This window comes from uncultured Roseobacter sp. (assembly GCF_947499265.1).
Classification (GTDB): domain Bacteria; phylum Pseudomonadota; class Alphaproteobacteria; order Rhodobacterales; family Rhodobacteraceae; genus Roseobacter.
In genome coordinates this window covers 264,234-290,022 of the sequence record NZ_CANMNK010000002.1, presented here as the reverse complement: position 1 = coordinate 290,022, position 25,789 = coordinate 264,234, and the positions used below count along the sequence as shown (strand labels likewise).

Sequence of the window (25,789 nt, the reverse complement as noted above, 5' to 3'; positions counted from 1 at the left end):
AATAAAAAAGAGCCGCATCTCTGCGGCTCCTTCTTCGAATTTCGTGAAGTATTTAGTTCGCCTGACGCCGCAAAAACGCGGGAATTTCGATCCGCTCCTGATCCGGATCCGCCTGTTCCTGGGGCATTGGCGCAGGTTCATGCGCGCGCTGTTGCACAGGGGGTTGCTGGCGCGGCGCAGGCTGTGCGCCGCCTTCAGCATGTCCGGTCATCCGGTTGATCAGGGAATTGATCCCGAAGCGGGGGCGATCACCCTGTGCCGCATCGCGAGGTTCAGCGACCTCCCGTGGGGCGGACTGCTGTGGCGCTGCTTTTTGCGCAGCCGCCCGCAACCGCGCCATGGCTTCTGGCGATGGTGTTCCGGGGGTCGGCGCACGGGGTGCGACAAAGCTTTCGGGCTCGACATCCGTGTCAACACGGCTGGGTTCAAAGGCGGCAACCTGCGGCTGATAGGCCGGGGGCGGCAGATCGTCGTCATCCTGCGCGGGTGTGTCATGTGCAAAAACATCGTCGCGCGTATCCTCGGGAGCGGCCTGGTGCACGTCCAGCGATTCAAAGAGCGAGGGCTCTTCCGCTGCTTCGGCGACCACGCTTTCCTGAGGTTCAGGCATCGTGGCCACGGCGGCCACTGCCGGTGCTGGCGTTTCTTCCTCAACAACCTCTGCAGGCTTGAGCGGCTGGGACAAAGAGCGGCGCGGTACGGGCATTTCGGTGTTCACATCCGTCGCGTCGATGCCTGTGGCCACGACGCTGACGCGCATCAGGCCCCCCATATCCGTATCCAGCGTGGAACCCACGATGATGTTGGCCTCTGGGTCCACTTCCTCACGAATGCGGTTTGCCGCCTCGTCCAGTTCAAACAGGGTCAGGTCATGACCGCCGGTGATGTTGATGAGGACACCTTTGGCGCCACGCAGGCTGATCTCGTCCAGCAGCGGGTTGGCGATGGCCTTCTCGGCGGCCTGGATGGCGCGATCTTCGCCGTCATCTTCCCCCGTGCCCATCATTGCCTTGCCCATTTCGTCCATCACGGCGCGCACATCGGCAAAGTCGAGGTTGATCAGGCCCGGACGGACCATCAGGTCGGTCACCCCCTTAACACCCTGATAAAGCACGTCATCCGCCATGGAGAAGGCTTCGGTGAAGGTGGTTTTTTCATTGGCCAGACGGAACAGGTTCTGGTTTGGAATAATGATCAGCGTGTCGACAACTTTTTGCAGCGCCTCAACGCCGTCTTCGGCCTGACGCATCCGCTTGGCGCCTTCAAACTGGAAGGGTTTGGTCACGACACCAACGGTCAGCACACCCAGCTCGCGCGCAGCCTGCGCGATGATCGGTGCGGCCCCGGTGCCGGTGCCGCCGCCCATACCTGCGGTGATGAAACACATATGCGCGCCGGCCAGATGGTCGACGATCTGTTCAATGCTTTCCTCAGCGGCGGCGGCCCCAACCGTCGCGCGGGCGCCCGCGCCCAGACCTTCGGTGACCTTGATGCCCAGTTGCACCCGGTTGTCCGATTTCGCCTGCTGCAGCGCTTGCGCGTCGGTATTGGCCACGACGAACTCTACGCCGTCGAGCTCCTTCTCGATCATGTTGTTGACCGCATTCCCACCGGCACCACCAACGCCGAACACGGTGATACGAGGTCTGAGATCTGCCTGTCCGGGCATGGAAAGAGTAAGGGTCATGGTAAAATCCGCCTGTGCTGCTGCCCCGCATTCGCGGGTGTTTTTGTGCCTATTCCGGCTTGACACTACCCTTTGAGCGCCGCAGCGTCACGCAAAAAACGCATTTTCGCCACAAAATATGGCCCAAATCCGGCCTCACTCCGCTTCAGGGAGTGTTCTTTGGCAAGATGTTGCGCAAATCGCGCATCAAGACGCTAGAAAACGCGCAGGGGATTCGGCCAGATGCAGGGCATCTGATCCGCGCTAGCGCGTCGTGGTCAGCAATTTCAGGACGACTGCTCGGTCGCCTCGGGCCTCTTATGGGCCTTAGTGGAATCGTATCACAACGCACGCGACGCGTCATCGTGATTCGCTAAAGTCTTACCAGTTATCGCGAAACCAGCGGACGGCGCGTTTCAGCGACCGGTTCGGGTAACGCTCAGCCGGAATATCGAAATCCCACCATTCGTCCTGCGGATGCGCCGCAAAGAGCGTGAGCCCAACCACGGATGCAAATCCTGGACCAGTTGCCGCCTGCGGCAACCCATGTACCCGCAGGGGGCGCCCCAACCGCACCTGTTGTCCGAGAATTTTGCTGGCCAAACCATCAAGCCCCGGGATCTGGCTGCCGCCGCCGGTCAGAACGATCTGCTGGCTGGGCAAGTGGTCGAAACCAGCCGCATCCAGACGCGCCCGCACCTCCTCCAGAATTTCCTCGACCCTGGGCCGCATGATCCCGATCACTTCGGCGCGGCTGGCCGTCCGGCGGTCGTGCTCAAAATCGCCGGTGTCGCCGCCGATCTCGATCATCTCCCGGTCGTCCATTCCGGTGGCATGCACCCCGCCGTGCATGGTCTTGATCCGCTCGGCCATCGCCATCGGCACCTGCAGCCCCATGGAAATATCCCCGGACACATGGTCGCCGCCCATGCGTACGGTATCGGCGTAGATCATGTGTTTCTTGATGAAGATCGACACGCCCGTGGACCCGCCGCCGAGATCGATACAGGCTGCGCCCAATTCCTGCTCATCCTCCACAAGCGCGGAAATGCCACTGACATAGGCCGATGAGGCAATGCCCGCGAGCTCCAGATCACAGCGTTTGATGCAATGCGCCAGATGCTGCACCGCCGCGCCGTCGATGGTCAGCATGTGCATGTCCACCGAGAGCGCATTGCCCAACTGCCCGCGCGGATCGCTGAGACCGGAGCGGTGGTCGATGGCGAAATTCACCGGCTGCGCGTGCAGCACTTCGCGGCCCGGTCCGTAATCCGGCACATCGCAGGCCGCCAGCACGCGCGCCACATCCTGTTCATCGACCGCCTGCCCTTCTAGCGCGATCTGCGCATCCAGACCGTAGGACCGCGGCTCGGCCCCGGCGAAACAGGCAATGACATGATCAACACGGATACCAGCCATTTTCTGAGCGCCCTGAAGGGCGGTGCGAATGGCGCGTTCGGTTTCCTGCATGGCGCAGATCTCGCCGAACCGGACCCCGCGGGACCGCGTCGTGGCCGCGCCGATGACCCGAAACCCGGACTGCCCGGCCAGGGATCCGATTTCGCCCTCATCCCCGAGATCGCCGGTGCCATCGAACCGCAGCACCAGACAGGAAATCTTGGAGCTGCCCACATCCAGAATGGCCACCACGCCGCGTTGCATGGCCGCCTTGCGCATGTTCCGCATCTGGCGCTGGCTGTCGTATAAATCCATTGTTTCTATTGCCCCGAAAACTGTTTTATGTCCCACCACAATGCCGTGGCCTGTTCGCTCATCTGTACGGTCGGTCGCGTGCCCAGCCGCAAATCGACCCGCACCACGTCGCGCGCCAGAATGTCCTGTGCCCCATCCAGCGCAATCACCCGCTCCAGCGCTTCCACAGCATCGGTTTCGGGCAGCAGGATGCGTTGACCCCGATCCAACACGACGTCCCAGCGCCGCGCGCCCATCCGGACAATGCCACGCAGCCGCCCGCCCAAGGGGGCCGCGGCCCGGTAAAGGCTCAACGCTTCCTTGACCTGCGCTTCGGCCCCTTCGCCAGCGATCACCATCAAATCGGGGCGGTCCATGCGTTTGGGCAGCGTCCCCAGATGCGTGCCGGTGATATCCACCAGGATCAGCCCTTTGCGTCCGCGCCAGATTGCAACGGGTCTGCGTGGGGTGACGTCAACCTGCAGGATACCGCCCGGACGGATGCGAACCCCCACTGTTTTCACCGGTGCAAGCGCTGCGATTGTCTTCCGGATTTCGACGAGATCGAGGTCAAAGGAGCTGACCGGGAAATTGAGCGGCACCACTTCGCGGATGTCTTCGGCCAGCGCGTCGTCACCGCCATCGATGGCCATCAGCTGGACCATGAACTCCGGGCGTGTCTCGAAACTGGCACGTGTCTCGGCGACAGTGTCGTGAATGGCTTGTCGCCGCCCGTCGTCCGACAGGTACCAGGCCCCCGCCAGAAAGGTCAGCGCCATGGGCACGCCCGCGCGCAGCATCAGCAAGAACGCAGGCGTCAGCATCAACCGCTGCATGCGCCAAGCCCACCGCGACGGTGCCGGGTCGCTTGCAGCGGGCCTGCGGGACATCAGCGATCGCATGAGGCATCCTCCACCATCCAGGCGCAGAGCTGACCAAATGTCATGCCGCAGGCCTGCGCCTGCTCCGGCGTCAGCGAGGTCGGGGTCATGCCGGGCTGAGTGTTGGTTTCGAGCAGGATCAACCCGTCAGCACCCTTGCTTTCATCCCAGCGAAAATCGGTACGACTGACACCGCGACAAGCCAAAGCTTTATGCGCCCGCAACGCGTAATCCATACACAGATCGAAGATCTCCGACGGCACATCAGCGGGCACGACGTGGCGCGAGCCGCCCGGTTTGTATTTTGCATCATAGTCGTACCAACCGTCCGTCAGGATATCGGTCACGGTCAGTGCACGATCCCCGATCACAGTGGTGGTCAACTCGCGGCCCGGCGCAAAGGCCTCCACCATGACGTCCTTAGGCATGTCATCGGAGAGCTGCGGTGGCCCGTTGCTGGCCTCATGCACCAGATAGACCCCAACCGAAGACCCTTCGTTGTTGGGCTTGACCACATAGGGCGGCGGCATCACATGCCGCTTGCGCACGTCCTCGGCAGGGACAATCACACTGTCGACAATGGGCAGCCCTGCAGCAACAAACGCATCCTTGCTGCGTTGTTTGTCCAGGGCCAGCGCGGAGGACAATACGCCGGAATGCGAATAGGGCATCCCCATCCATTCCAGCAGGCCCTGCACACAACCATCCTCACCCCACCGCCCATGCAGGCAATTCAGGATCGCATCCGGTGAAATATCGTCGAGAACCGTGCAGAGATCGCGGCCTGCATCGACCTCGATCACTTCAAATCCTTCTCCCCGCAGGGCGGCTGCACAGGCTTGCCCGCTCGACAGAGACACTTCGCGCTCAGCCGAAGGGCCGCCCATTAATACCGCCACACGCTGGGGTGTCCTGCTCGACTGACCCACTTTGGTGCCTCTTTGCCGGACCGTTTCGGTCCATTATTTGTTTTTAGCTCCGACTTTTGCGCCGGTTCACCGCTAATTTTCTTTCTGCACTCTGGCGAGGGTTTGGTTAATGCCCCGTTAACGCTCGCCGACGCGCATGATTTCCCATTCTAGCGTGATACCGCTTTGGGCGTAAACCTTTTTTCGCACAGCTTCCCCCAATCCTTCCAGGTCCGCCGCTGTTGCCTCCCCGGTGTTGATCAGAAAATTCGAATGCTTCTCACTCATTTGCGCCCCGCCCTGCCGCGCCCCACGCAATCCTGCGTCGTCGATAACCTTCCAGGCTTTGAGATCATGCACATCATCCAACTGACCGGTGGAGGAAAAACCGGCGGGGTTGCGGAACGTGGAGCCTGCGCTGCGGTCCTTGGTTGGCTGCGTGGCGTCGCGTTTGGCGATCTGATCCGCCATGCGCGCGTGCAACTCCGCGGGGTCTCCCGGTGGCGCCTGAAACGTCGCTTGTGTGAGCACCCATCCCGCCGGCAAATGGCTTTGCCGGTAGGCGAATTGCAGGTCATCAGCACGCAAGGTCACAACATCGCCGCTGCGTGTGACAGCCTGCGCCTCGATCAGGACATCCGCCGTATAGCTGCCATAACAGCCCGCATTCATGCGCACGGCCCCGCCAATGCTGCCCGGGATTGTGCGCAGGAACGTCAGATCAAGGCCCGCGTCGGCCGCTTTCTTTGCCACATGCGCATCAAGAGCTGCCGCCCCCGCCATCACAGCTGTGCCATCGATCTCGATGCTGTTGAACCCGCGCCCAAGGCGAATGACCACAGCGCGCAAGCCGCCATCGCGCACAATCAGGTTGGATCCGACACCCATTGGGAACACCGGAACATCCGCAGGCAGATTGCGCAGAAAATCGCGCAAATCCTCAAGATCAGCCGGTTGAAACAGCCAATCGGCGGGTCCGCCCACGCGCAACCACGTCAGATCGCTCAATGCACGATTGGGCGTCAGGCGCCCGCGAACCTCTGGCATGTCACTCATCGGCCAAGCCTATCGCAGGGTCACGCGCTTGATCCAGCGGCCCAGGTAAATGACCGGCCAGCGCAGCACCGACATGCCGCCCGCCAATACCAACATGCCAATCCAGGGCCCATGTTGCCAGGTCACGAACCCAACGATGGGAATGCCGATGGCGATCAGGACATAGGCATTGCGCCAGTGGTGATCCTTGCTCGGCGTCATCGCCAGGACGTTTGCCGCCACGGCCCAGCAGGCGGCCAAAATCAACGAGAGGCTCATTCAGGGATCTCCGGTCTTTGCCCACGGGCGCGGGCGAGAAAAAAACGCAACGGGTTACGAAACATGGATATGAAGGCAAAGAGGGCCAGCACCGCCGCCCACCATGCAACCTCCATCCCGATCCAGAGGATCAACAAGGGTGCTGCAATCAGCAAGGCAACGCCCGGAATATATTGATGACGCATCGGCAGCATTGCGACCGCCGCAGAGGCAAAAACCCACAGGATTGCGGCCCAAAGCAACATCAGGCGGCGCCTCTGCGCAGCCGCGCAGGCAGGCCGTTGGCCCAGGCACTGATGGTCCCCGCGCCAAGGCAGACCACCATATCGCCGGGGCGGGCCTGTTCACGCACAAGACGTTCAAGATCATCCTCACCCACCACTGCACGGGCGTGACGATGGCCATGCCGAATGAGCCCGGCCACCAGATCATCGCGGCTGGCACCCTCGATCGGGTCCTCGCCCGCGGCATAGACCTCGGCAATGCCGACCACATCGGCGTCATTGAAACAGGCGCAGAATTCATCAAAGAGATCAGACAGCCGCGTGTAACGGTGCGGTTGATGCACGGCGATCACCCGACCCTCCGTCGCCTGCCGGGCTGCTTTCAGAACGGCTGTGATCTCCACCGGGTGATGGCCGTAATCATCGATGATCGTTACGCCTTCGACATCGCCCACGCGCGTGAAGCGACGGTTCACGCCGGCGAAATTGGCAAGTGCGGTGCGAATTTGATCGCCCTTCATGCCGAGATGTCGCGCCACGGCAATGGCCGACAGCGCGTTGGAGACGTTGTGATCCCCAGGCATCGGCAAGCTGCAGTCTTCGATCATGATCCCCTCAGCCTGAAGGGCGACATCGAAATGCGCCACACCGTTTTTATAGGTCAGATTGACCGCCCGCACATCAGCCTGAGCATTGAAGCCATAGGTCACCACGCGGCGGTCAGTGATCTTGCCCACCAGCGCCTGCACCTCCGCATGATCGGTGTTGCAGACGGCAACGCCATAGAACGGAATATTGGAGACAAAATCGAGGAAGCCCTGGCGCAGTGTGTCAAAATCCCCCCAGTGCTCCATGTGCTCGGGATCGATGTTGGTGACAATCGCGATGGTGGCCGGCAGGCGGTTGAACGTGCCGTCGCTTTCATCCGCTTCGACCACCATCCACTCGCCCTCACCCGCCCGCGCGTTGGAGCCGTAGGCATGGATGATGCCGCCGTTCACGACCGTCGGGTCGAACTCCCCCGCATCCAACAGCGTCGCCACCATGGTCGTCGTGGTGGTTTTGCCATGGGTGCCCGCCACCGCAATGTTCGATTTCAGCCGCATCAGCTCCGCCAGCATCTCGGCACGGCGCACGATGGGCAGGCCCTGCACGCGGGCCGCGTCCAGCTCGGCATTGCCGGGTTTGATCGCGCTGGAAATCACGATGACTTCGGCATTGTTGATGTTTTCGGCGCGCTGACCTTCAAAAATATGCGCGCCCAGCTCTTGCAGCCTCTTGGTGATCGGCGTGGCTTTCAGATCAGACCCCTGCACGGTATAGCCATGGTTCAACAGCACCTCGGCGATGCCCGACATGCCGATACCGCCGATGCCGACAAAATGGATGGGCCCAACGTCGCCGGGCAGTTTTGTTGCTGCACTCATTCTTCTTGCCTTTTCATTGTCAGCCCCTCGACCAGTTCCACCAAGGCTTCCGTTGCATCCGGTTTGCCAAAGCGCGCGGCCGAGCGGGCCATTTGCATCGCCCCCTCGGGATTGTCCAGCACCGAGAGGATCTGTTCCGTCACGGCATCCACGTTCAACCGGCTTTCGGGGATCATGATCGCGCCGCCCGCCTCAACCAGCCCGCGCGCGTTTGCGGTTTGGTGATCGCCGGTCGCCGCCGCATAGGGGATCAGAATAGAGGGCCTGCCGATCACCGAGAGGTCGGCGACGGAAGAGGCCCCTGCACGGCTGATCACCAGTTGCGCTTCGGTCATGCGGCGCGGAACATCATGAAAGAACGGTTGCACATCCGCGTTGATACCCTGCTCTGCATAAAATTCCGTTACGCGCTCATGATCTTCGTCGCGGGCCTGGTGACTGACCCGGATGTTGCGCAGCATGTCCATGGGCAGACCTGCAATGGCGGGCGGGATCACATCGCTGAGAATGCCCGCGCCCTGGCTGCCACCGATGACCAGAAGCTCCATCGGATAGTCGCCGGGCGAGATATACCCGGCCTCCACCCGTTCCAGGATGGCGCTTCTGACCGGGTTTCCGGTGTGATAGCCTGTGACCCCATCGGGCAGATCCGTGGGCCATGTGCCGCAGGCAATCGCATCAACTTTCGCCGCGAAGATCTTGTTTACACGCCCCAATATGCCGTTCTGCTCGTGGATCATCCGCGGTAGCTTCATCAGGTAAGCCGCCGACATTGCCGGGATCGTCGGATAGCCGCCAAATCCCACCACCACCGATGGTCGGTCCCGCATGAAGGCAAAAAGCGCCGAAACCGCCCCCACGGCCAGACGCGGTGCAACCATCGCCTTTGCCAGCAGGCCGCCGCGCGCAAAAGTGGCGCTGCTGATCTCTTCGATCTCGGTGCTGTGCGGGAAGCCTTGGGTATAGCGCGCACCGCGCGCGTCGGTGGACAGCTTCACCCGCCATCCCCGCAGCAACATCGCTTCGGCCAGCGCCTGGGCTGGGAACATATGCCCGCCTGTGCCCCCGGCCGCGATCAATAAAAGAGGTTGCTTGCTCACTTTACCCGCCCACGTGCCAGAAGATCACTGATTTCGCCTTGCGGGCGGGTGCGGGTGAACGCCAGCAACATGCCAACCGCGATCCCGCTGGCAATCACCGAAGACCCACCATAGCTCACAAACGGCAGGGTCATCCCCTTGGCGGGCAGCAGCCGCACGGCGACGCCCATGTTGATCATCGCCTGAACCCCCAGCGTACAAGCCAACCCGGTGCCCGCCAGGCGGATAAACGGGTCGCGTTCCCGCAGCAGCCGCAGCAAGGAGCGCACAACCACGGTCGCATAAAGTGCTATGATGACCAGCACCAGGATCAATCCGTATTCCTCAGCTGCCACTGCAATGATGAAGTCCGTATGCGCGTCCGGCAGGGACCATTTTACCTGCCCCTCACCCACACCGACACCAAAAAAGCCACCTTCCTGAATAGCATTTGTGGCATACCCCAATTGCGTCCGTGGGTCGATATCGGGATTCAGAAAACCGTCGATACGGCGGGCGAAGTGTTCCGAATTGGAATAAGCCAGCGTGCCGCCAAAAACCACCAGTGCCGCCATTCCGACCAGCAACGCCATCGGCGCCCCCGCGACGAAATACATCACACCCCAAGCAAAGAGAATGAGGCAGGCCTGCCCAAAGTCGGGCTGCATGACCAACATCATCGCAATCGCCATGCAGAGCGCGAAAGACCATGTTTTTCCGGGCGGGCCATTCAACTCGGAGGAAGCCGCCATCATCCAGGCCGCGACGATCACGAACCCTGGTTTCAGAAACTCGGAGGGCTGGATCGCCGCAAAGCCCAGCCCGTACCAGCGCACGGCCCCTTTGCCAAAGTCCGTTCCGAAAAATGGCAGTAAAGACAGCGCGATAAAGGCCACAATGAAACCAAGCACAGCCAGCCGCCGCACCAGCACCGGAGACATCATCGAGGTCACGATCATGGTCAGGAGCGCCAATGTGCCAAAGAACGCCTGCCGCTGCACGTAGTGGAAGGGTTCGAACCCGTTCTTTGCGGCCAGCGGCGGCGAGGCGGCGAGCCCCAGCAAGAGCCCCACCGCAAAGAGGATGAGCACACAGGACATCGCCCATTTGTCGATCGTCCGCCACCATTTGGGAAGGATCGGTTCACCATCGCGAACCGGAACTGCGCCATAGACCATTTCTGTCATGGGTGCCTGCCTTGGATAACTACACTGCCTCGATACGCCCCTTTTCGGGGTCTGATCCGCACACAGTAACGCGAAATCATCCACAACGCTAGCCTCAAGGCTTGCCATTTGCGGGATTTCACGCCAGTTGGCCGTGATGCAGGTAGACACAGCAATTATCGGTGCCGGGGCCGCAGGCATGATGTGCGCCGCCCATGCCAAGGGGCGCATTCTGATCGTGGATCATGCCCGCGCGCCAGGGGAAAAGATCCGCATTTCAGGCGGCGGGCGTTGCAACTTCACCAACATGTATTGCGACGCCGGGGCCTTTTTGTCCGGCAATCCGCATTTCGCCAAATCCGCGCTGGCCCGATACACGCAGTGGGATTTCATTGATCTGGTGGATCGCCACGGCATCGCGTGGCACGAAAAGACGCTGGGTCAGTTGTTTTGCGACACCTCCGCAAAGGAAATCATCGCGATGCTGCGCGGGTTGATGCAGGAAAACGGCGTTGACCTGCGTTTGCAAACAACCGCGCACAGCTTTGCAAAGTCGCCTGACGGACTCACGTTTCTGCTGAAATCCGACGGGGCGGAAACACCGGTGACCGCAAAAACGCTGGTGATTTGCACCGGCGGCAAATCCATCCCCAAGATGGGGGCGACAGGGCTTGCCTATGAGATCGCGGCGCAGTTTGGTCTGCCCCTCACCGAGACGCGCCCGGCGCTTGTGCCCTTTACCTTCACCAAGGAGCGGTTTGCCGGTCTGGCGGGTGTGGCCACCGATGTCCGGGTCACCGGCGGCGGGACCAGTTTCGAGGAAGCACTGCTTTTCACGCATCGCGGGCTGTCTGGGCCGGCGGTTCTGCAAGCCTCTTCCTATTGGCGTGAGGGGGAGCCGATTTGCGTCAATCTGGCACCCCACGCTGATCTCTATACCGCGCTGCGCGACAAACGTAGACACTCCGGACGGCGCAACCTGACAACGGAATTGTCGCAGCACCTGCCCGCCCGGCTGGTAGACTTTCTCGCCACTGAAACCGATCTGTCTGGCAATCTCGCCGATCAATCGGATGCGAAACTCAAGGCGATCAGCACGCGGCTGTCCGAATGGTACCTGACACCCACGGGGACCGAAGGCTACCGTACCGCAGAAGTGACGCTGGGCGGTGTGGACACCGACGCGCTTTCGGCCAAGACAATGGAGGTTACCGCTGTTCCGGGGCTGTTTTTCATCGGTGAGGCCGTGGATGTGACGGGCTGGCTGGGCGGTTACAATTTTCAATGGGCGTGGTCATCGGCCATGGCGGCCGCCTCCGCACTGCGGCCCTAGGCGCAACCGAGATCCCCGCAGTCAGAGATGTTTTGCCACGGCGTCGGCAAAGGCCTCGCCGCGTTTTTCAAAGTTATCGTATTGATCAAAACTCGCTGCCGCAGGCGCAAGCAGGATCACTTCCCCCGCCTCAGCCTCAGATACCGCCCGCGCCACCGCTTTTTCCATCGTGGTGCAGACCTCGGCCTCCACCGGCAATTGCATCGCAAAATTGGCCGCCTCGCGCCCGATCACATAGGCTTTCACCACGGTGCGGGCGTCGCCGAGCGTTGCTAAGCCGCCCTCTTTTTCAAGCCCGCCGCAGATCCAGCGCACCCGCTCGAAGGCCGAGAGGGCCTTGGCCGCGGCATCCACATTGGTGGCTTTGCTGTCGTTCACAAAGCGCACACCATCCTTTTCACCAATCAGCTGACTGCGGTGCGGGAGCCCTGCAAAGCTATGGAACGCGGCCTCGATGACTTTGGGGGCAAGCCCCAATGCCCGGCAGGCGGCATAGGCGGCGCAGGCGTTCTGGTGATTATGCGCGCCGGGCAATCCCGGCACGCCGCGCAGATCAATCGAGGCGGCCTGTTTGCCCTTGCGGTATTCCGACAAGAACCCCTTGCGGGCAAAGACCTGCCAGCCCGGCCCGGTCAGTTTTTCGGCCACGGACAACCGGATCACCCGGTCATCGGCGCGGCCCTCCGCCAGTTGCCCCGCCAGAAAACGCCCTTCGGCTTCATCCACGCCAATGATCGCGCGGTCCGGGCCGCCTTCCGCAAACAAGCGTCGTTTGGCCGCGAAATACCCACCCATACCTGCGTGACGGTCCAGGTGATCCGGCGACAGGTTGGTGAACACCGCGATGTCCGGGGTCAGGCTGCGCGCGAGATCGGTCTGGTAACTGGACAGCTCCAGCACAACGACCTCGCCATCAATCGGCGGATCGATATCGAGAACCCCGCGCCCGATGTTGCCCGCCAACTGACACGGCCGGTTCACCTCGCTCAGAATATGGTGCACGAGCGCCGAAGTTGTGGATTTTCCGTTGGATCCGGTGATCGCCACGACCCGCGGGGGCACGTCAAAGCGGTTCCATTCCGCCGTGGCAAAGGACTGAAAGAACAGCCCGATGTCATTGTCGACCGGCACGCCCGCGCTCAGCGCTGCGGCGACAACCGGGTTCGGTGCGGGATAGAGATGGGGGATGCCCGGACTGACGATCAACCGGGCGATGTCGTCAAAGTCGCGGGCATTGCGGAAGCTTTGACAGGTGAACCCTTCAGCCTCAGCCGTGTCGCGCGCGGCCTGTGTGTCATCCCAACAAATTGGCACGGCACCGCCCGCGGCCAGCGCGCGCGCAGCACTCAGACCGGAACGGCCAAGACCCAACACAGCGATTTTGTGACCTTGCAAACCTCTGACCGGAATCACCTAAGCTCTCCTTGGAAATTGTCGGGGCGACACTGCCGCTCCTGCAGCTTGCTGACAAGCGCGTTAACTCTATCGGGAGAAAATGCGACAGGGATCAGGCCACATTTGCACGCGGCGATCAGCGCCGGATTTGTCTGAGCGCCGCCCAAAGGAGACGTGTCACCGCACCTTCAGCGTCGCCAGCCCAATCATCGCTAGGATCAGCGAGATGATCCAGAAGCGAATGACGATGGTGCTCTCCGCCCAGCCCTTTTTCTCATAGTGATGGTGGATCGGCGCCATCAGGAAGACCCGCTTGCCGGTGCGTTTGAAGTAGAGCACCTGGATGATCACGCTCATCGCTTCGACCACGAAGAGCCCGCCGACGATCGCCAGCACGATCTCGTGTTTGGTGGAAACCGCAATCGCCCCCAGCGCCCCGCCCAGGGCAAGGCTTCCGGTATCGCCCATGAACACCGCCGCGGGCGGCGCGTTGTACCATAGAAAGCCAAGGCCACCGCCGAAAATACCCGCCGTGAAGATCAGGATTTCACCCGTTCCCGGCACGTAATGCACATCGAGATATTCGGTAAAGTCGACCCGCCCCACCGCATAGGCGATCACGCCCAGCGTTCCGGCGGCAATCATCACCGGCATGATCGCCAGACCATCGAGACCATCGGTGAGGTTCACCGCATTGGCAGCGCCCACGATCACGATGATCGCGAAGGGCACAAAGAGATAGCCCAGGTTGATCAGCGTGTCCTTGAAAACAGGCAGCGCCAGCCGGTTGTGCAGCGCCTCCGGGTGATGCTGTGCGGCCCAATGGGCGGCGACAGCGGCGATGACAAAGCCCAGCAGCAGACGCACCCGGCCCGGCACCCCCGCCGTGGTCTGTTTGGAGACTTTGGCATAGTCATCCATGAAGCCGATGGCCGCGAAGGACATGGTGACAAAGAGCACGATCCAGATGAAGGGATTGTCGAGCCGGGCCCAGAGCAGTGTCGAGGTGAGCAGTGCGCCGACGATCAGCAACCCACCCATAGTGGGTGTACCGGCCTTGATAAAATGGCTTTCCGGGCCGTCATCCCGGATCGGCTGACCCTTGCCCTGGCGTTTGCGCAGCACCGCGATGAGCGGTTTGCCAAAAAGGAACCCGAAGACCAGAGCCGTCAGGAATGCCCCGCCCGCGCGGAAAGTGATGTAGCGAAAGAGGTTGAAGAAATCCCCCCCGTCCGACAGCAGCGTGAGCCAGTAAAGCATTCGTTATCCTTCTTCCACGTCCAGCGGGGCATGTCCCATTTTGCGGATCGCGTCAACGATCAGGCCGAGTTTCATGCTGAGTGACCCTTTGGCCAGCACCACGTCACCGCTATCAAGAGAACGTTTGAGGCGGGGCAGCGCCTCTTGTGCGGTTTCGAACCAATCGCCGCGTTGGGCATCCGGCAAGAGATCATAGAGCGCGCGCATCAGCGGCCCGATGCAGTGGATCACATCGATCTCCTGCGTCGCGGGCAAATGGGCAAGGCCCGCGTGTAGGGCAATCTCGTCCGAGCCCAGCTCCTTCATATCGCCCAGATAGGCGATGCGGCGACCCTTGGACACGCGGCCAATGTCATTCATCACCGGCGCTGCGGCCAGAACCTCCAGTGCGGCAGCCATCGAGGTCGGATTGGCGTTATAGCTGTCATCAATGAGGTCAAGCGAGAGGCGCGTGTGTACCGCGTCGAGGAAAATCCGTTCCCGCTGCCCCCGCCCCTTATAGGGGCGCCAACGCCCCAGAGCGCCGACCGCCAGTGCAATATCAACCCTGAGCGCTGCCACGACCGCCAGCGCCCCCAGCGCATTCATCGCAAAATGGCGCCCCGGTGAGGCGATTTTATAGAGCAGCGGCGCCTCGCCCATCTGCGCCTGCACCACGGTCATGTCATCGCGCAGATCAGCGCGAATAAGTTTGAAATCATAGCCTTCCGCACCAAAACTGATGTCGCGGAGTTTGCAATCCAGCGCCTTGGCCATCAGAATCGCAGAAGTTTCGACATCCGCATTCAGAACCGCCACGCCGCCCGGTTCCACACCCTCGAAGATCGAGGCCTTTTCCACCGCAATGCCGCTGATGTCGTCAAAGGCCTCCAGATGCGCGGCGGCGACCGTGGTGACCAGCGCCACATGCGGGCGGGCCATTTTGGCAAGCGGGGCGATTTCACCAGGGTGGTTCATGCCGATCTCGATGACGGCAAATTCGGTCTCGCGGGGCATCCGCGCGAGGGTCAGCGGCACGCCCCAGTGGTTGTTGTAGCTGGCCACGGAGGCGTGGGTGCGCCCCTGAGCAGAGAGCATTTCGAGCAGCATTTCCTTGGTGGATGTCTTGCCGACGCTACCGGTGACCGCCGCGACCTTGCCGGTCATGCGGGCGCGTGCGGCGGCACCCAGGGCTTCCAGCCCGGCCAGAACGTCGTCAACCATCAGCAAGGGTGCCGTGTCGGGCACGCCGCCTGGAACATGGTCCACCAGCGCCGCGGCCGCCCCTTTTTCCAGCGCCTGCGCGACAAACTCATGCCCATCGCGCTGATCCTTCAGGGCTACGAAGAGATTGCCCGGCTGCAGCGTGCGCGTGTCAATGGACACGCCCGTGGCGGACCAATCGCCCGTGACCGTGCCGCCCGTGGCAGCCGCGGCTTCCTGCGCCGTCCAGAGGGTCATGCCATCCTCCCATCAAGCGCGGCAACGGCAACGCTCGCCTGCTCCACATCGTCAAAGGGCAAGATATCATCGCCAACGATCTGGCCGGTCTCATGGCCCTTGCCTGCAACCAACAGGGCATCTCCCGGTCCCAACGCGTCGACACCGCGCAGGATGGCTTCGGCCCGGTCCCCCACTTCTTGCGCCTCAGGCGCCCCCAGCAGAACCGACGCGCGGATCGATGCGGGGTCTTCGGAGCGCGGGTTGTCATCGGTCACAATCACCAGATCCGCGTTGTCAGCCGCAGCCTGTCCCATCAGCGGGCGTTTGGTGGCATCACGATCCCCACCTGCGCCAACAATGGCGATGAGCCGTCCCACCACATGCGGCCGCAGTGCGCGCAAAGCGGTGGCCACCGCATCCGGCGTATGGGCATAGTCCACAAAAACGGTTGCCCCGTTCTCACGTTTTGCCGCCAATTGCATCCGGCCCCGCACCGTCTTGAGGTCTTCAAAGGTATCAAATACATGGTTCGGCTTTTCACCGCAGGCCACCACAAGTGCTGCCGCCAGCATCACGTTTTCCGCCTGAAAATCACCGATCAGGTTCAGGCGACGCACGTAGGATTTGCTCAAATGGAAAAACTGCACGGTCTGACCTGTCGCATCGACCTGAACATTCCCCAGATGGAAATCACCGATATCGCGCCCGACCGAGACCACCGGGCACCCGCGGGCATTGGCTATGGCGGCCATATCGACCCCGCGCTCTTCCTCGATGTTGATCACGGCCTTGGCGTCTTCCGGCAGGACCCGCGCAAAGAGCCCCGCCTTGGCATCGAAATAGGCCTCGAAGCTTTCGTGATAATCCAGATGATCCTGGCTGAAATTGGTGAACCCTGCCGCCTTGAGCGTCACGCCATCCAGACGCCGCTGATCCAATCCGTGGCTGGAGGCCTCCATCGCCGCATGGGTCACGCCATGATCTGCAGCCTGAGCAAGCGCCCGGTGCAGGGTGATCGGCTCCGGCGTGGTGTGCATCAGCGGCGCAGTCCAGGATCCTTCAACGCCGGTCGTGCCGAGGTTGATCGCCTGATGCCCCAGCATCGTCCAGATCTGCCGCACGAAGGTGCTGACAGAGGTTTTGCCATTGGTCCCCGTCACGGCGACAACCACCGGGGGCTGGCGCCCGAACCACAGCGAGGCAGTGCGGGCCAGTGCTTCACGGGGCTCGGTCGTCACGACAATGGCGGCATCGCTTTCGGCCAGCACATCGCGGGCAATCTCCGCACCCGTCGCATCGGTCAGGATCGCCGCAGCACCCATCCGCAAGGCGTATTGGATGAACTCCCCGCCGTGCATCTTGACCCCCGGCATGGCGGCAAAGAGGAACCCCTCCTCCACATCCCGGCTGTCCACGGCAAGACCGGTGATCGTCGGGTTCCGCCCGGCCTTGGCCGTCAGTCCCAGTGAGGAAAGTGATTTTATGTCAGCGCTCATGCCCGAGCCTTTTCGGCTTAATTCTTGGTGAGCTTTATATCTGTCAATTCCACAGGTTCAACGGTTGGTCTGAGGCCCAGCAAGGGGGCCACGCGTTTGATCATCTCCGCCGCCACGGGCACGGCGGTCCATCCGGCGGTCCGGCGCGGCTCGTCACCGATGGTATCCACCGGCTCGTCCAGCGTCACAATCAATACGTAGCGCGGGTCATGTGCCGGGAAAATCGAGGCAAATGTCGCGATCACCTTGTCATCATAATAACCACCCTGACGGCGCGGTTTGTCAGCCGTACCGGTTTTGCCGCCCACAGCATAGCCCGCTACATCACCAAAGCTGGCGGTACCTTCGGTGACGACGCGGCGCAGCATCTTGCGCGCCTCTGCGGATGTTCTTTCCGAGAAAACGCGCGCGCCGGATTGCGGGCCATCCTGCTTGAGCAGCGTGGGCTTCACTTTCAACCCGCCATTGGCGATGGCGGCGTAGCCCGCCGCGAGATGCATCGGTGAGGTCGACAACCCATGGCCATAAGAGATGGTCATGGTGCTCAGCTCGGACCAGTTTTTGGGCAGAAGCGGTTTGCCTGTTGCGGCCTCCACGATCTCGAAATCCGTGGCCTCCAGCATGCCAAGCTCGCCCAGGAACGCACGTTGACGCGCCACACCGATCTGCTGTGCCAGTCGTGCCGTGCCAATGTTGGAACTTTTCTCGATGATCTTGGAGACGGTCAGCTCATTGCCATAGTTGCGAAAATCCCGGATGCGGAATTTCCCCCAACGCAACGGCCCCTTGGTGTCGATCACCGTGGAGGGGTTGACCAGCCCCAGATCCATCGCTTGTGCCACGGTGAAGATCTTGAAGGTAGAACCAAGCTCGTAAACGCCCTGCACCGAGCGATTGAAAAGCGGGCTGTCGGAGGCATCACCCTGGGTCGCGGGACGCGGGCGGTTGTTGGGGTCAAAATTCGGCAGCGAAACCACGCTGACCACTTCCCCGGTATGGACATCCATCAGGATCGAGGTCGCCCCCTTGGCGTTCATCAGCTTCATGCCGCCATAGAGCACGCGCTCCGCGGCGGCCTGAACCGTCAGGTCCAGCGACAACTGCAGGGGCTTATTGCCATTTGCCGGATCACGCAGGTAGTCGTCGAAATACTTCTCCACCCCCGCCACGCCGATGACTTCAGCGGCATGCACGCCTTCCCGACCGTAGCTTGCGCCGCCCATGACATGGGCCGCAAGACGCCCATTGGGATAGAGGCGCATGTCGCGGGACCCAAAGAGCAACCCCGGATCGCCGATTTCATGCACCGCCTGCATTTGCTCCGGGCTGATCTTGCGCTTGATCCAGATGAATTTGCGTTTGCTGGTAAAATCCTCCAGCAATTCATCGGCATCAAGGTTCGGAAACACGCGGGCCAGCTCCCGCGCAGAATGCGCCGGGTCGATCATCTGCGGTGGCTGTGCGTAAAGTGAATGCGTCTCAAAATTGGTGGCCAGCAGACGCCCGTAGCGGTCGACAATATCCGCGCGGCTGGCATGGATGCGGGCGCCGGGCGCTTCGGCCTGCGGCTCCATCGGCTCTGCGGTTGCCAGCAGCCCCATGCGCGTGCCGATGACGCTGAACGCCACGACAAAGAACAACCCAAGCACCAGCAGGCGGCCCTCGGCGCGTTGTCGGGCCTGGTCGCGCATCTGCTCGTGGCGGATGCGGATGTTTTCGCGTTCAATCGCGTCGGGGTTTTCCCCCTTTTCGCGGGCTTCCAGAATACGCGCGAGCGGGCGAAGCGGTGTGCGGATCATGGGCGGGCCTCTTCATTCGATGCGTCCCCGAGGTTGGATACATCTACCGGATTTGTGATGGGCAAAATCGGATCGGGCGGGTAGGCCACCTGATCGACAAAACCGAATTGTTCCGGGCGCAGTTCCAGCAGGCCCAACCGGTCAAAATTGATCTCGGCCAGATCGCGCAAACGGTCCGGACGGTTGAGATAGGCCCACTCCGCACGCAACACCGCCAAACGTTCATGCGCTTCGCGGATGTCCTGACGCAGATCTCTGGTCTCGCTCAGCGCCGCCTGGGTCGCGTAGTTTTCCCGGTAGGCCCAGAAGGCGAGGCCAATCACGCCAAGGGTGGTGAGAATGTAAAGGACCGTCCGCATCACTATACCTCTTTGACCATCGGCATCCCGATGGTTTTCGCGTCTATTTCCTGGGCTGGCGCATCGGTGCGCTCGGCGACCCGCAGTTTCGCCGAACGAGCACGCGGGTTGGCGGCAATCTCAGCAGCATCCGCGGCAACGGCCTTGCGCGACTTCAACGTGAACGCTGGTGGGTCCTGTTCGATCTGGGGTGCGTATCTGTTGGCATTGCCGCCGGCACCCGCCCGCGCGGTCAGGAAGCGTTTGACCATACGGTCTTCCACCGAGTGAAAGGTGACCACAGCGAGCTTTCCACCGGGCGCCAAGGCCCGTTCGGCTGCCATAAGCCCCTGAAAAAGCTCGCCATACTCATTATTCACCGCAATGCGCAGCGCCTGAAAGCTTCGCGTTGCCGGATGCGATTGCCCCGGCTTGGCGCGCGGCAAGCAGCCTTCGATGATGCTCGCCAGACGTAATGTCGTTTTGATCGGATCCAGCGCGCGCTCCCGCACAATCGCCTTGGCAATGCGGCGGCTGGCACGCTCTTCACCGTAGTGAAACAGGATATTGGCAAGCGTCTCTTCGGCAGCGTCATTGACAATGTCTGCCGCCGACACGCCGTCCTGGCTCATGCGCATGTCCAGCGGACCGTCCCGCATGAAGGAAAATCCGCGTTCCGCCAGATCCAGTTGCATCGAGGACACGCCCAGATCGAGCACAACACCGTCCAGATCGGTCGCATATTCGTCCATCTTGGAAAAGACACCCTGCTGCTGCACCAGCCGCGCGCCGTATTGACCCGACCAGTCGGCTGCCATCTCGAAGGCCAGCGGATCACGATCCACGGCGATGACCTTATCCGCGCCGGCTTTAAGCAAGCCGCGCGTGTAGCCACCCGCCCCAAAAGTACCGTCAAGCCAAACGCCCGTGACCGGGGCTACGGCCTTTAGGATCGAGGGCAACAGAACCGGAATGTGGGGGGCAGACGTGTCAGAGGGGGCCGCAGCAGCCATGTGTCACTCCCCTTGCTTGGCATCCAAAAACGCCAGCGGATCGAAGTCTTGCGGCAGCTCGTCCAACCAGGCTTCGGTTTTGGCCGCCTCTTCCGCCTCATAGGTCTCGGGCTGCCAGATCTGGAAAGTATCGCCAGCCGCAATGAAGAACGCTTCCTTATCAAGCCCGATTTTCTGGCGCAGCTTGGCGGGCAGCACCAGCCGCCCGGTCTCATCCACGGACGTCGGAAAGGACTGACCGTGAAAGAGGCGCTGCAGCATTTTGCGCTCCATCGATCCGCGCGGCAGCGCGTCGATCTTGTCATCGACCTCGTTGATGGCCTCAACGGTATAGCATTCCAGGTAACTGCGGCGGTGATCGCCATAGACAATCACCAATTCAGGGGCATCGCCGGAGGTCCAGTTCGGATCAGCAGCCTCGATCACACGCCGAAAAGAGGCTGGGATAGAGACCCGCCCCTTTGTGTCGACCTTGTGATGGCTTTCGCCTCTGAACCTGCGGCCCACTGCCTTATCCCAACCTTCGACGCCACTTTAAGATTGACGCCTATCCCCCTGCCGTGAAATGGAAACGGCGGGTTGATCTGCTGCCACTGATCAACCCGCCGCCCTCGTCCCGCTCCTGCGGGGAAGTCCAGCTGCGCGCGCCACCTGGGGGGATGTCTGCTCGCTCGCGCGCCGGATCTCTTGGTCGGATGAAAGCGAGGTGCCTGTATGAAACCTGCTAGAGTTTTTGATTTGCGTGGGGTCGTTTGGTGCCCCTGGCTCGTTCTCATCTGATGTAGAAAGGTATAACGCGGGAAATCATGGTACGGCAAGGGATTTTTAGTTACCAAATCCCTAAATCTTGCTTTTGAGGTTAACGAAAAACAATATATAGTTGTATATTTCACGACCAAGAGGAACAAATAGCGTCCGTGGACAGATGAAACACAACATATAGACCCGACCAGAAAGCAAAAATTTTCCCTCGATTTCCCAAATAAATTAGCCGAGCACCAATTACGGGCCCTTTGTTTACTTTATGTTCTACCACGCCGAGCTGGGAATTCGCAGATTCCTTCAGGAAATCCGCCATTTTTGATTCGTTTCCGGCGCGGACCAGCGAGTCATCCCTGTGACCCATTCAACACGTCCCATCAATTCCCATGCTGATCTCGTCCGAAAGCATCAACTTGATGCTGCGCGCACGGCTGTGGGCGCGTAGTAGAGAGATAACGCAATAGAAATCCAATGAGACCGCCCCATGAGCCTCCCCATCAATATCCTCAGCAGATCCTTCCGGCTCATTCTTGCAGCCCCAACCCAAACCCTGAAGGTCATTGCGCCGGGCATGATCGTGAGCGGCTATGCCACATATCTGCTTTTCAACAGCCTGGGCGGTTTGGGAAACGATCTGCTGGATGCTCCTGCCGCGATCAATTTCCCGCTGTTTGGCGGCGCGCTCCTGCTCGGTATCCTGGGGTGGATGACCTTTGCCATTCTCTGGCATCGATATGCGCTGCTGCAAGGGGAGGACCGGGACCATATCATGCGTCCGACGGCGGCCATCTTCGGTCAGTACTTCAAGGGTGCATTGGTCGTCGGGGTGATTTCGTTTCTCGCTGCCCTGCCCGGTGGCTTTGTGCTTGGCTTCGTTCTGGCCATTTTGGCGGCGACAAGTGCGAGCATCATTACCCTTGCCTCCATCGCTCTCAGCCTGGCCTTTGCTATGTTCCTGTCCTGGGTTCTGCTGCGGGTCAGCCTGATCCTGCCAGCCGCGGCCACCGGGCAGCGGTTGCGCTATTCCGAAAGCTGGCAGGCGACCAAGGCTGTGTCGCGTGACATTCTGTGGACGGCCGTGTTGCTCGGCGTGCTGAATGTTGTGGTCGAGCAGCTCGCAACAGGCCTGGCGACAGCTATGCCCGCGTATCTAGGTCTCTTTGTCATTCTGCAAATCATGGTGCAGTCGCTGATCTACATCAGCGTGCTCAGCACACTCTATGGATACCTGCTACAGGGCCGGTCACTCGACTGAAACGGCAACCGGCTTTACGCCATCCCGCCTTTGATCAGGCCCTGCGCGATCTGCGCATAGGCCTGCGCCATCGCGCCATCACCCACGGCGATGGGGGTACCTCGGTCGCCCGCCAACCGCGTTTCCAGATCAATCGGCAGCGCCCCCAGCAGGGGCACGCCAAGTTTCTCAGCCTCGGCGGCCACGCCGCCCTGCCCAAATATCTGATGTTCGGACCCACAGTCGGGGCAGACAAACATCGACATGTTCTCGATCAGCCCCAACACCGGCGTTTTCAACGTGTCGAACATATCAAGCGCCTTGCGCGCATCTATAAGGGCCACATCCTGCGGGGTGCTCACGACGATGGCGCCGGTCAGCTCGCTCTTGGTACATAGTGTCAGCTGCACATCCCCGGTACCAGGCGGCAGATCGACGAGCAAAACGTCGAGCTCTCCCCATTCCACCTGCCCCAGCATCTGCTGCAACGCGCCCATCAGCATCGGGCCACGCCAGACCACGGCCTTCCCCTCTTCGAGCATGAAGCCGATGGACATGAGTGTGACGCCATGCGCGTGTAACGGAATGATGGTCTTGCCATCCGGCGAGGCCGGGCGCTTGTTCACCCCCATCATCCGCGGCTGGCTGGGACCATATATATCGGCATCCAGCAGCCCGACCTTACGACCCGCCCGCGCCAGCGCCACGGCCAGGTTTGACGAAACGGTGGATTTGCCCACCCCGCCCTTGCCCGAGCCGATGGCCAGAATGCGTTTGACACCGCTGGGTTTCGTCGGCCCTGCCTGCGGTTTTGGATGCCCACCGATCTTGAGGCTGGGGGGCGGCGACTTCTTTTCCGCCGGACCGTGGGCGGTCAGCGCAACGGAGGCGGTATCGACGCCGGGCAGCTCTGCAACGACCTTCTCTGCAGCATCCCGCAGCGGGGCCATCTGGCGCGCAACCTCCGGGCTCGGCGCCTCGATCACAAAGCGCACGGCGCCGCCGTCGATGGTCAAGGCACGAATCAAATCATGCTCAAGGAGGCTTTTGCCGTCTGGCAGCGCAACACGGCTCAGAGCCGCTTCGATTTCGGCTTTCGTTACAGACATGCTCATTTTCTCCTCATTAGCGCTGCGTTCTTAAGCGCCTGTTGCCGCTAACATAATGTAAGCGTTCAAACTGCTTAACCCTATAGCGATACGCATAAATTTACGCTAGGTCGCCCATGCATTTGCTGCATAGCAGCATTGAAAATCTAGGCATTGTGCACCCGCAGCATATTCCTAAATATAGGACACAAGAACGAACACGAACGAAACTCGAGGCGAAAACAATGGCCTATTACACACATACAAACACAGCTTCTGCCAGTGTGATCGAACGGATCCTGGCCGCAACCGCAAACCTGCTGCACTCGGCAGCCGCACGCTACGCACGGTACCGCATCTATAGCCAGACATATGCCGAATTGGCGGAACTGGGCGATCGCGAACTGGCCGACCTCGGCCTGTCCCGCTCGATGCTGCGCGGCCTGGCCTGGGAAACAGCTCAGAAACAAACAGGCGTCTAAGCCTGAACCGGATCAGATGCTCCTATCCTCCCTTTGGACATCTGTAACACAGCGGCGGCATTCATCCTCCTCCCGGATGCCGCCGCCATGAACAAAAGCGCTCAGATGCGCGCCGGCCCTCTTCGACACAGCGTCGCCGCGGGCAGGTTACCAGATCAGGCATTCCTCTCCTCCTCCCTGGGATGTCTGTAACTTGGCAGCGGCATTCATCCTCCTCCCGGATGCCGCTGTCCCTAATCTTCAAGCCAACCGGCTTGGTGTCATACGCTTCGGGGACAATCCTCCTCCCTGATCTCCGAAGCGGACAAAGAAGGCGGCGCCCTCCTCCCGGGCGCCGCCTTTTCTTTCTTAAAACCCCCATCGTCCCCTCGGTCGGCGCCACAGAGTGCGGTGCCGCCTTGGGCTGAAAACTGCTCAAATTGTCGCGATCTGAGTGACTTAACCCCTGTTCCTGATAGGATTGTGTGAGGGGTGTGAGGATAATTCCGCAAATCATCCGGGCAGATGCCTGGGGATGTGGCGCGAAAAACGGGTTGGTGCGACATGCCAGTTTTCATCAGATTGACGAATTCGGATATCACGGATGCGTCCTTTTGGGCGTCACTGGACATCGGCCCCGACAGCACCATCGACGCCCGCAGCCTCAGCGACCGGTTCCAGATCACGCTGACGGGCAATTCGATCACCTTCACCGACACCAACAGCGGCGTCACCACCACCTATACCGATACCGACCTGGCAGGCGGGTCTTTCAGCGAATTCGTCGAGTTCCGCGGAAACGACGCCGACAACGACGTCAGCGGATCTGTTGGATTGAACGCGCGCGGGTATCGCGGTGGCGGGGGCGACGATACCTTCACGGACGACGGCACCCTCGGCGGTACCATACGCGGCGGGCGCGGTGATGATGTGCTGCAGGGCGGCAGTGGCAACAACAACATGGACGGCGGGCGCGGCGACGACATCCTGCGCGGCGGTGGCGGCAACAACAACATCCTGCGCGGGGGCAGCGGCGATGATACGCTTTTTGCGGAGGACGGCGGCGGCAACCTCGAAGGCGGCAGCGGCGACGACACGATTTTCGCGGGCCTGAATACCGGGTTCGTGCAGGGGGGCACCGGCGATGACAGCCTGATTGTACCGCAGGGCTCCACCGTTAATCCGTTTTCCGCCACAGGCGGAACCGTAAATCTGCCGAACGGCAATAGTTTTACCTACCTTAACATCACGAATGTGACGGTTGCCTGTTTCACCGAAGGCACCCCGCTTGCCACGCCACAGGGGGACGTCGCGGTGGAAGACATGAGCGTTGGGGATCTGGTTGAGACGCTGGATCACGGGCCGCGCCCCATCCGCTGGATCGGCAGGCGGGCAGTGGTCGGCAAAGGCCATCTCGCGCCCATTACATTCATGCCCGGCAGCATCGGAAATGCGCAGAAGATCAGCCTTTCGCCGCAGCACCGCGTCCTTTTATCGGGTTGGAAATGTGAGTTGATGTTTCAGGCGCCCGAGGTCCTCTGCGCCGCCAAGCATTTGTGCGACGGAGATCAGGTTTTTGCAGCGCCTTGCGAGACCGTTACCTATTATCACATGATGTTCGACCGACATGAGATCGTCTTCTCTCAGGGCGCACAACTGGAAAGCTTCTTCGCCGGAGATCATATTTTGCAGACGGATCAGGCCAGCTATGACGAATTGGTCGACATCTTCCCTGAGATTGCCAAGGGTCATCGCGGGCCGCTGCGCGCCGCCCGGCCCTTTGTGAAAAGCTATGAAGCCGCAGCACTGTTGCGCAGCAAGGTCGGCTAAG

Annotated in this window: 23 protein-coding genes; 4 read left to right on the top strand and 19 right to left on the bottom strand. The window is 61.1% G+C overall.

Annotated features, from left to right (window positions below; translation table 11 throughout):
- Nucleotides 1-52: 52 nt before the first annotated feature.
- From ftsZ to ftsW, 10 genes are all read right to left on the bottom strand, one after another.
- Entirely contained in the window at nucleotides 53-1,687 is a 1,635-nt protein-coding gene (gene ftsZ / locus Q1A63_RS06015) for a cell division protein FtsZ (protein ID WP_298969978.1), read from the bottom strand.
- A gap of 360 nt (nucleotides 1,688-2,047) precedes the next feature.
- Nucleotides 2,048-3,352 (bottom strand): cell division protein FtsA, encoded by a 1,305-nt coding sequence (ftsA, locus tag Q1A63_RS06010; protein ID WP_298970485.1) that lies wholly within the window; start codon nucleotides 3,350-3,352, stop codon nucleotides 2,048-2,050.
- Between the two features lie 32 nt (nucleotides 3,353-3,384).
- On the bottom strand, nucleotides 3,385-4,260 hold the full coding sequence (locus tag Q1A63_RS06005; RefSeq protein ID WP_298969979.1) for a cell division protein FtsQ/DivIB: 876 nt from the start codon (nucleotides 4,258-4,260) through the stop codon (nucleotides 3,385-3,387).
- On the bottom strand, nucleotides 4,248-5,126 hold the full coding sequence (locus Q1A63_RS06000; protein ID WP_298969980.1) for a D-alanine--D-alanine ligase: 879 nt from the start codon (nucleotides 5,124-5,126) through the stop codon (nucleotides 4,248-4,250). Before Q1A63_RS06000 ends, Q1A63_RS06005 begins: the two co-directional genes overlap by 13 nt.
- Nucleotides 5,127-5,285: 159 nt before the next feature.
- Nucleotides 5,286-6,203, bottom strand: coding sequence for a UDP-N-acetylmuramate dehydrogenase (gene murB, locus Q1A63_RS05995; RefSeq protein WP_298969981.1), 918 nt, complete (start codon nucleotides 6,201-6,203; stop codon nucleotides 5,286-5,288).
- A 9-nt stretch (nucleotides 6,204-6,212) separates the two neighbouring features.
- On the bottom strand, nucleotides 6,213-6,461 hold the full coding sequence (locus Q1A63_RS05990; RefSeq protein ID WP_298969982.1) for a DUF2484 family protein: 249 nt from the start codon (nucleotides 6,459-6,461) through the stop codon (nucleotides 6,213-6,215).
- The gene (locus Q1A63_RS05985) at nucleotides 6,458-6,709 is read right to left on the bottom strand and encodes a DUF2484 family protein (protein ID WP_298970486.1); all 252 of its coding nucleotides are present in this window, start codon (nucleotides 6,707-6,709) and stop codon (nucleotides 6,458-6,460) included. Before Q1A63_RS05985 ends, Q1A63_RS05990 begins: the two co-directional genes overlap by 4 nt.
- Complete coding sequence (gene murC, locus Q1A63_RS05980) at nucleotides 6,706-8,112, bottom strand: UDP-N-acetylmuramate--L-alanine ligase (protein WP_298969983.1); 1,407 nt, start codon at nucleotides 8,110-8,112, stop codon at nucleotides 6,706-6,708. The genes Q1A63_RS05985 and murC overlap by 4 nt, the downstream gene beginning before the upstream one ends.
- The gene (locus tag Q1A63_RS05975; RefSeq protein ID WP_298969984.1) at nucleotides 8,109-9,212 is read right to left on the bottom strand and encodes a UDP-N-acetylglucosamine--N-acetylmuramyl-(pentapeptide) pyrophosphoryl-undecaprenol N-acetylglucosamine transferase; all 1,104 of its coding nucleotides are present in this window, start codon (nucleotides 9,210-9,212) and stop codon (nucleotides 8,109-8,111) included. The genes murC and Q1A63_RS05975 overlap by 4 nt, the downstream gene beginning before the upstream one ends.
- Nucleotides 9,209-10,378, bottom strand: coding sequence for a putative lipid II flippase FtsW (ftsW, locus tag Q1A63_RS05970; RefSeq protein WP_298969985.1), 1,170 nt, complete (start codon nucleotides 10,376-10,378; stop codon nucleotides 9,209-9,211). The genes Q1A63_RS05975 and ftsW overlap by 4 nt, the downstream gene beginning before the upstream one ends.
- Before the next feature lie 136 nt (nucleotides 10,379-10,514).
- Here ftsW and Q1A63_RS05965 point away from each other — a divergent pair, with 136 nt between their 5' ends.
- Complete coding sequence (locus tag Q1A63_RS05965) at nucleotides 10,515-11,690, top strand: NAD(P)/FAD-dependent oxidoreductase (protein WP_299631032.1); 1,176 nt, start codon at nucleotides 10,515-10,517, stop codon at nucleotides 11,688-11,690.
- Nucleotides 11,691-11,711: 21 nt separating this feature from the next.
- Here the strand turns inward: Q1A63_RS05965 and murD are convergent, their stop codons facing one another.
- From murD to mraZ, 8 genes are all read right to left on the bottom strand, one after another.
- Nucleotides 11,712-13,103 carry a UDP-N-acetylmuramoyl-L-alanine--D-glutamate ligase gene (gene murD, locus Q1A63_RS05960; RefSeq protein ID WP_298969987.1) on the bottom strand — a complete coding sequence of 464 codons (1,392 nt, stop codon included), beginning with the start codon at nucleotides 13,101-13,103 and terminating at the stop codon, nucleotides 11,712-11,714.
- A 159-nt stretch (nucleotides 13,104-13,262) separates the two neighbouring features.
- A complete protein-coding gene (gene mraY, locus Q1A63_RS05955; protein ID WP_299631031.1) occupies nucleotides 13,263-14,345 on the bottom strand; it encodes a phospho-N-acetylmuramoyl-pentapeptide-transferase in 1,083 nt (360 codons plus the stop codon).
- Nucleotides 14,346-14,348: 3 nt separating this feature from the next.
- Nucleotides 14,349-15,785, bottom strand: a complete 1,437-nt coding sequence (gene murF, locus Q1A63_RS05950) for a UDP-N-acetylmuramoyl-tripeptide--D-alanyl-D-alanine ligase (protein ID WP_298969989.1) — start codon at nucleotides 15,783-15,785, stop codon at nucleotides 14,349-14,351.
- On the bottom strand, nucleotides 15,782-17,263 hold the full coding sequence (locus Q1A63_RS05945; RefSeq protein WP_299631030.1) for a UDP-N-acetylmuramoyl-L-alanyl-D-glutamate--2,6-diaminopimelate ligase: 1,482 nt from the start codon (nucleotides 17,261-17,263) through the stop codon (nucleotides 15,782-15,784). The genes murF and Q1A63_RS05945 overlap by 4 nt, the downstream gene beginning before the upstream one ends.
- Before the next feature lie 17 nt (nucleotides 17,264-17,280).
- Nucleotides 17,281-19,062: a penicillin-binding protein 2 gene (locus tag Q1A63_RS05940; RefSeq protein ID WP_298969991.1), complete on the bottom strand. Its 1,782-nt coding sequence runs from the start codon at nucleotides 19,060-19,062 to the stop codon at nucleotides 17,281-17,283.
- Entirely contained in the window at nucleotides 19,059-19,421 is a 363-nt protein-coding gene (locus Q1A63_RS05935; protein ID WP_298969992.1) for a cell division protein FtsL, read from the bottom strand. Before Q1A63_RS05935 ends, Q1A63_RS05940 begins: the two co-directional genes overlap by 4 nt.
- A 2-nt stretch (nucleotides 19,422-19,423) precedes the next feature.
- Nucleotides 19,424-20,413 carry a 16S rRNA (cytosine(1402)-N(4))-methyltransferase RsmH gene (gene rsmH, locus Q1A63_RS05930; protein WP_298969993.1) on the bottom strand — a complete coding sequence of 330 codons (990 nt, stop codon included), beginning with the start codon at nucleotides 20,411-20,413 and terminating at the stop codon, nucleotides 19,424-19,426.
- Nucleotides 20,414-20,416: 3 nt separating this feature from the next.
- Nucleotides 20,417-20,920: a division/cell wall cluster transcriptional repressor MraZ gene (mraZ, locus tag Q1A63_RS05925; RefSeq protein WP_298969994.1), complete on the bottom strand. Its 504-nt coding sequence runs from the start codon at nucleotides 20,918-20,920 to the stop codon at nucleotides 20,417-20,419.
- Nucleotides 20,921-21,659: 739 nt separating this feature from the next.
- On the opposite strand from mraZ, the gene Q1A63_RS05920 reads away from it, so the two are divergent.
- Nucleotides 21,660-22,430 carry a hypothetical protein gene (locus tag Q1A63_RS05920; RefSeq protein WP_298969995.1) on the top strand — a complete coding sequence of 257 codons (771 nt, stop codon included), beginning with the start codon at nucleotides 21,660-21,662 and terminating at the stop codon, nucleotides 22,428-22,430.
- Between the two features lie 14 nt (nucleotides 22,431-22,444).
- Here the strand turns inward: Q1A63_RS05920 and Q1A63_RS05915 are convergent, their stop codons facing one another.
- On the bottom strand, nucleotides 22,445-23,518 hold the full coding sequence (locus Q1A63_RS05915) for an Mrp/NBP35 family ATP-binding protein (RefSeq protein ID WP_298969996.1): 1,074 nt from the start codon (nucleotides 23,516-23,518) through the stop codon (nucleotides 22,445-22,447).
- Nucleotides 23,519-23,742: 224 nt separating this feature from the next.
- Here Q1A63_RS05915 and Q1A63_RS05910 point away from each other — a divergent pair, with 224 nt between their 5' ends.
- Nucleotides 23,743-23,979 (top strand): DUF1127 domain-containing protein, encoded by a 237-nt coding sequence (locus Q1A63_RS05910; RefSeq protein WP_298969997.1) that lies wholly within the window; start codon nucleotides 23,743-23,745, stop codon nucleotides 23,977-23,979.
- A gap of 543 nt (nucleotides 23,980-24,522) precedes the next feature.
- On the top strand, nucleotides 24,523-25,788 hold the full coding sequence (locus Q1A63_RS05905; protein WP_299631029.1) for a Hint domain-containing protein: 1,266 nt from the start codon (nucleotides 24,523-24,525) through the stop codon (nucleotides 25,786-25,788).
- Nucleotide 25,789: the final 1 nt, after the last annotated feature.

Bases quoted from the DNA above. Each gene is read 5' to 3' on its own strand.
- Q1A63_RS05910 (WP_298969997.1), top strand. From the start codon at position 23,743: ATGGCCTATTACACACATACAAACACAGCTTCTGCCAGTGTGATCGAA.
- Q1A63_RS05905 (WP_299631029.1), top strand. From the start codon at position 24,523: ATGCCAGTTTTCATCAGATTGACGAATTCGGATATCACGGATGCGTCC.
- Q1A63_RS06000 (WP_298969980.1), bottom strand. From the start codon at position 5,126: ATGGGCGGCCCTTCGGCTGAGCGCGAAGTGTCTCTGTCGAGCGGGCAA.
- murB (WP_298969981.1), bottom strand. From the start codon at position 6,203: ATGAGTGACATGCCAGAGGTTCGCGGGCGCCTGACGCCCAATCGTGCA.
- mraY (WP_299631031.1), bottom strand. From the start codon at position 14,345: ATGCTTTACTGGCTCACGCTGCTGTCGGACGGGGGGGATTTCTTCAAC.
- Q1A63_RS05935 (WP_298969992.1), bottom strand. From the start codon at position 19,421: ATGCGGACGGTCCTTTACATTCTCACCACCCTTGGCGTGATTGGCCTC.
- murF (WP_298969989.1), bottom strand. From the start codon at position 15,785: ATGACCCTCTGGACGGCGCAGGAAGCCGCGGCTGCCACGGGCGGCACG.
- Q1A63_RS05965 (WP_299631032.1), top strand. From the start codon at position 10,515: ATGCAGGTAGACACAGCAATTATCGGTGCCGGGGCCGCAGGCATGATG.
- Q1A63_RS05915 (WP_298969996.1), bottom strand. From the start codon at position 23,518: ATGTCTGTAACGAAAGCCGAAATCGAAGCGGCTCTGAGCCGTGTTGCG.
- Q1A63_RS06005 (WP_298969979.1), bottom strand. From the start codon at position 4,260: ATGCGATCGCTGATGTCCCGCAGGCCCGCTGCAAGCGACCCGGCACCG.
- ftsA (WP_298970485.1), bottom strand. From the start codon at position 3,352: ATGCGGAACATGCGCAAGGCGGCCATGCAACGCGGCGTGGTGGCCATT.
- Q1A63_RS05920 (WP_298969995.1), top strand. From the start codon at position 21,660: ATGAGCCTCCCCATCAATATCCTCAGCAGATCCTTCCGGCTCATTCTT.
- ftsW (WP_298969985.1), bottom strand. From the start codon at position 10,378: ATGACAGAAATGGTCTATGGCGCAGTTCCGGTTCGCGATGGTGAACCG.
- Q1A63_RS05940 (WP_298969991.1), bottom strand. From the start codon at position 19,062: ATGATCCGCACACCGCTTCGCCCGCTCGCGCGTATTCTGGAAGCCCGC.
- ftsZ (WP_298969978.1), bottom strand. From the start codon at position 1,687: ATGACCCTTACTCTTTCCATGCCCGGACAGGCAGATCTCAGACCTCGT.
- Q1A63_RS05945 (WP_299631030.1), bottom strand. From the start codon at position 17,263: ATGAGCGCTGACATAAAATCACTTTCCTCACTGGGACTGACGGCCAAG.
- murC (WP_298969983.1), bottom strand. From the start codon at position 8,112: ATGAGTGCAGCAACAAAACTGCCCGGCGACGTTGGGCCCATCCATTTT.
- Q1A63_RS05990 (WP_298969982.1), bottom strand. From the start codon at position 6,461: ATGAGCCTCTCGTTGATTTTGGCCGCCTGCTGGGCCGTGGCGGCAAAC.
- rsmH (WP_298969993.1), bottom strand. From the start codon at position 20,413: ATGGCTGCTGCGGCCCCCTCTGACACGTCTGCCCCCCACATTCCGGTT.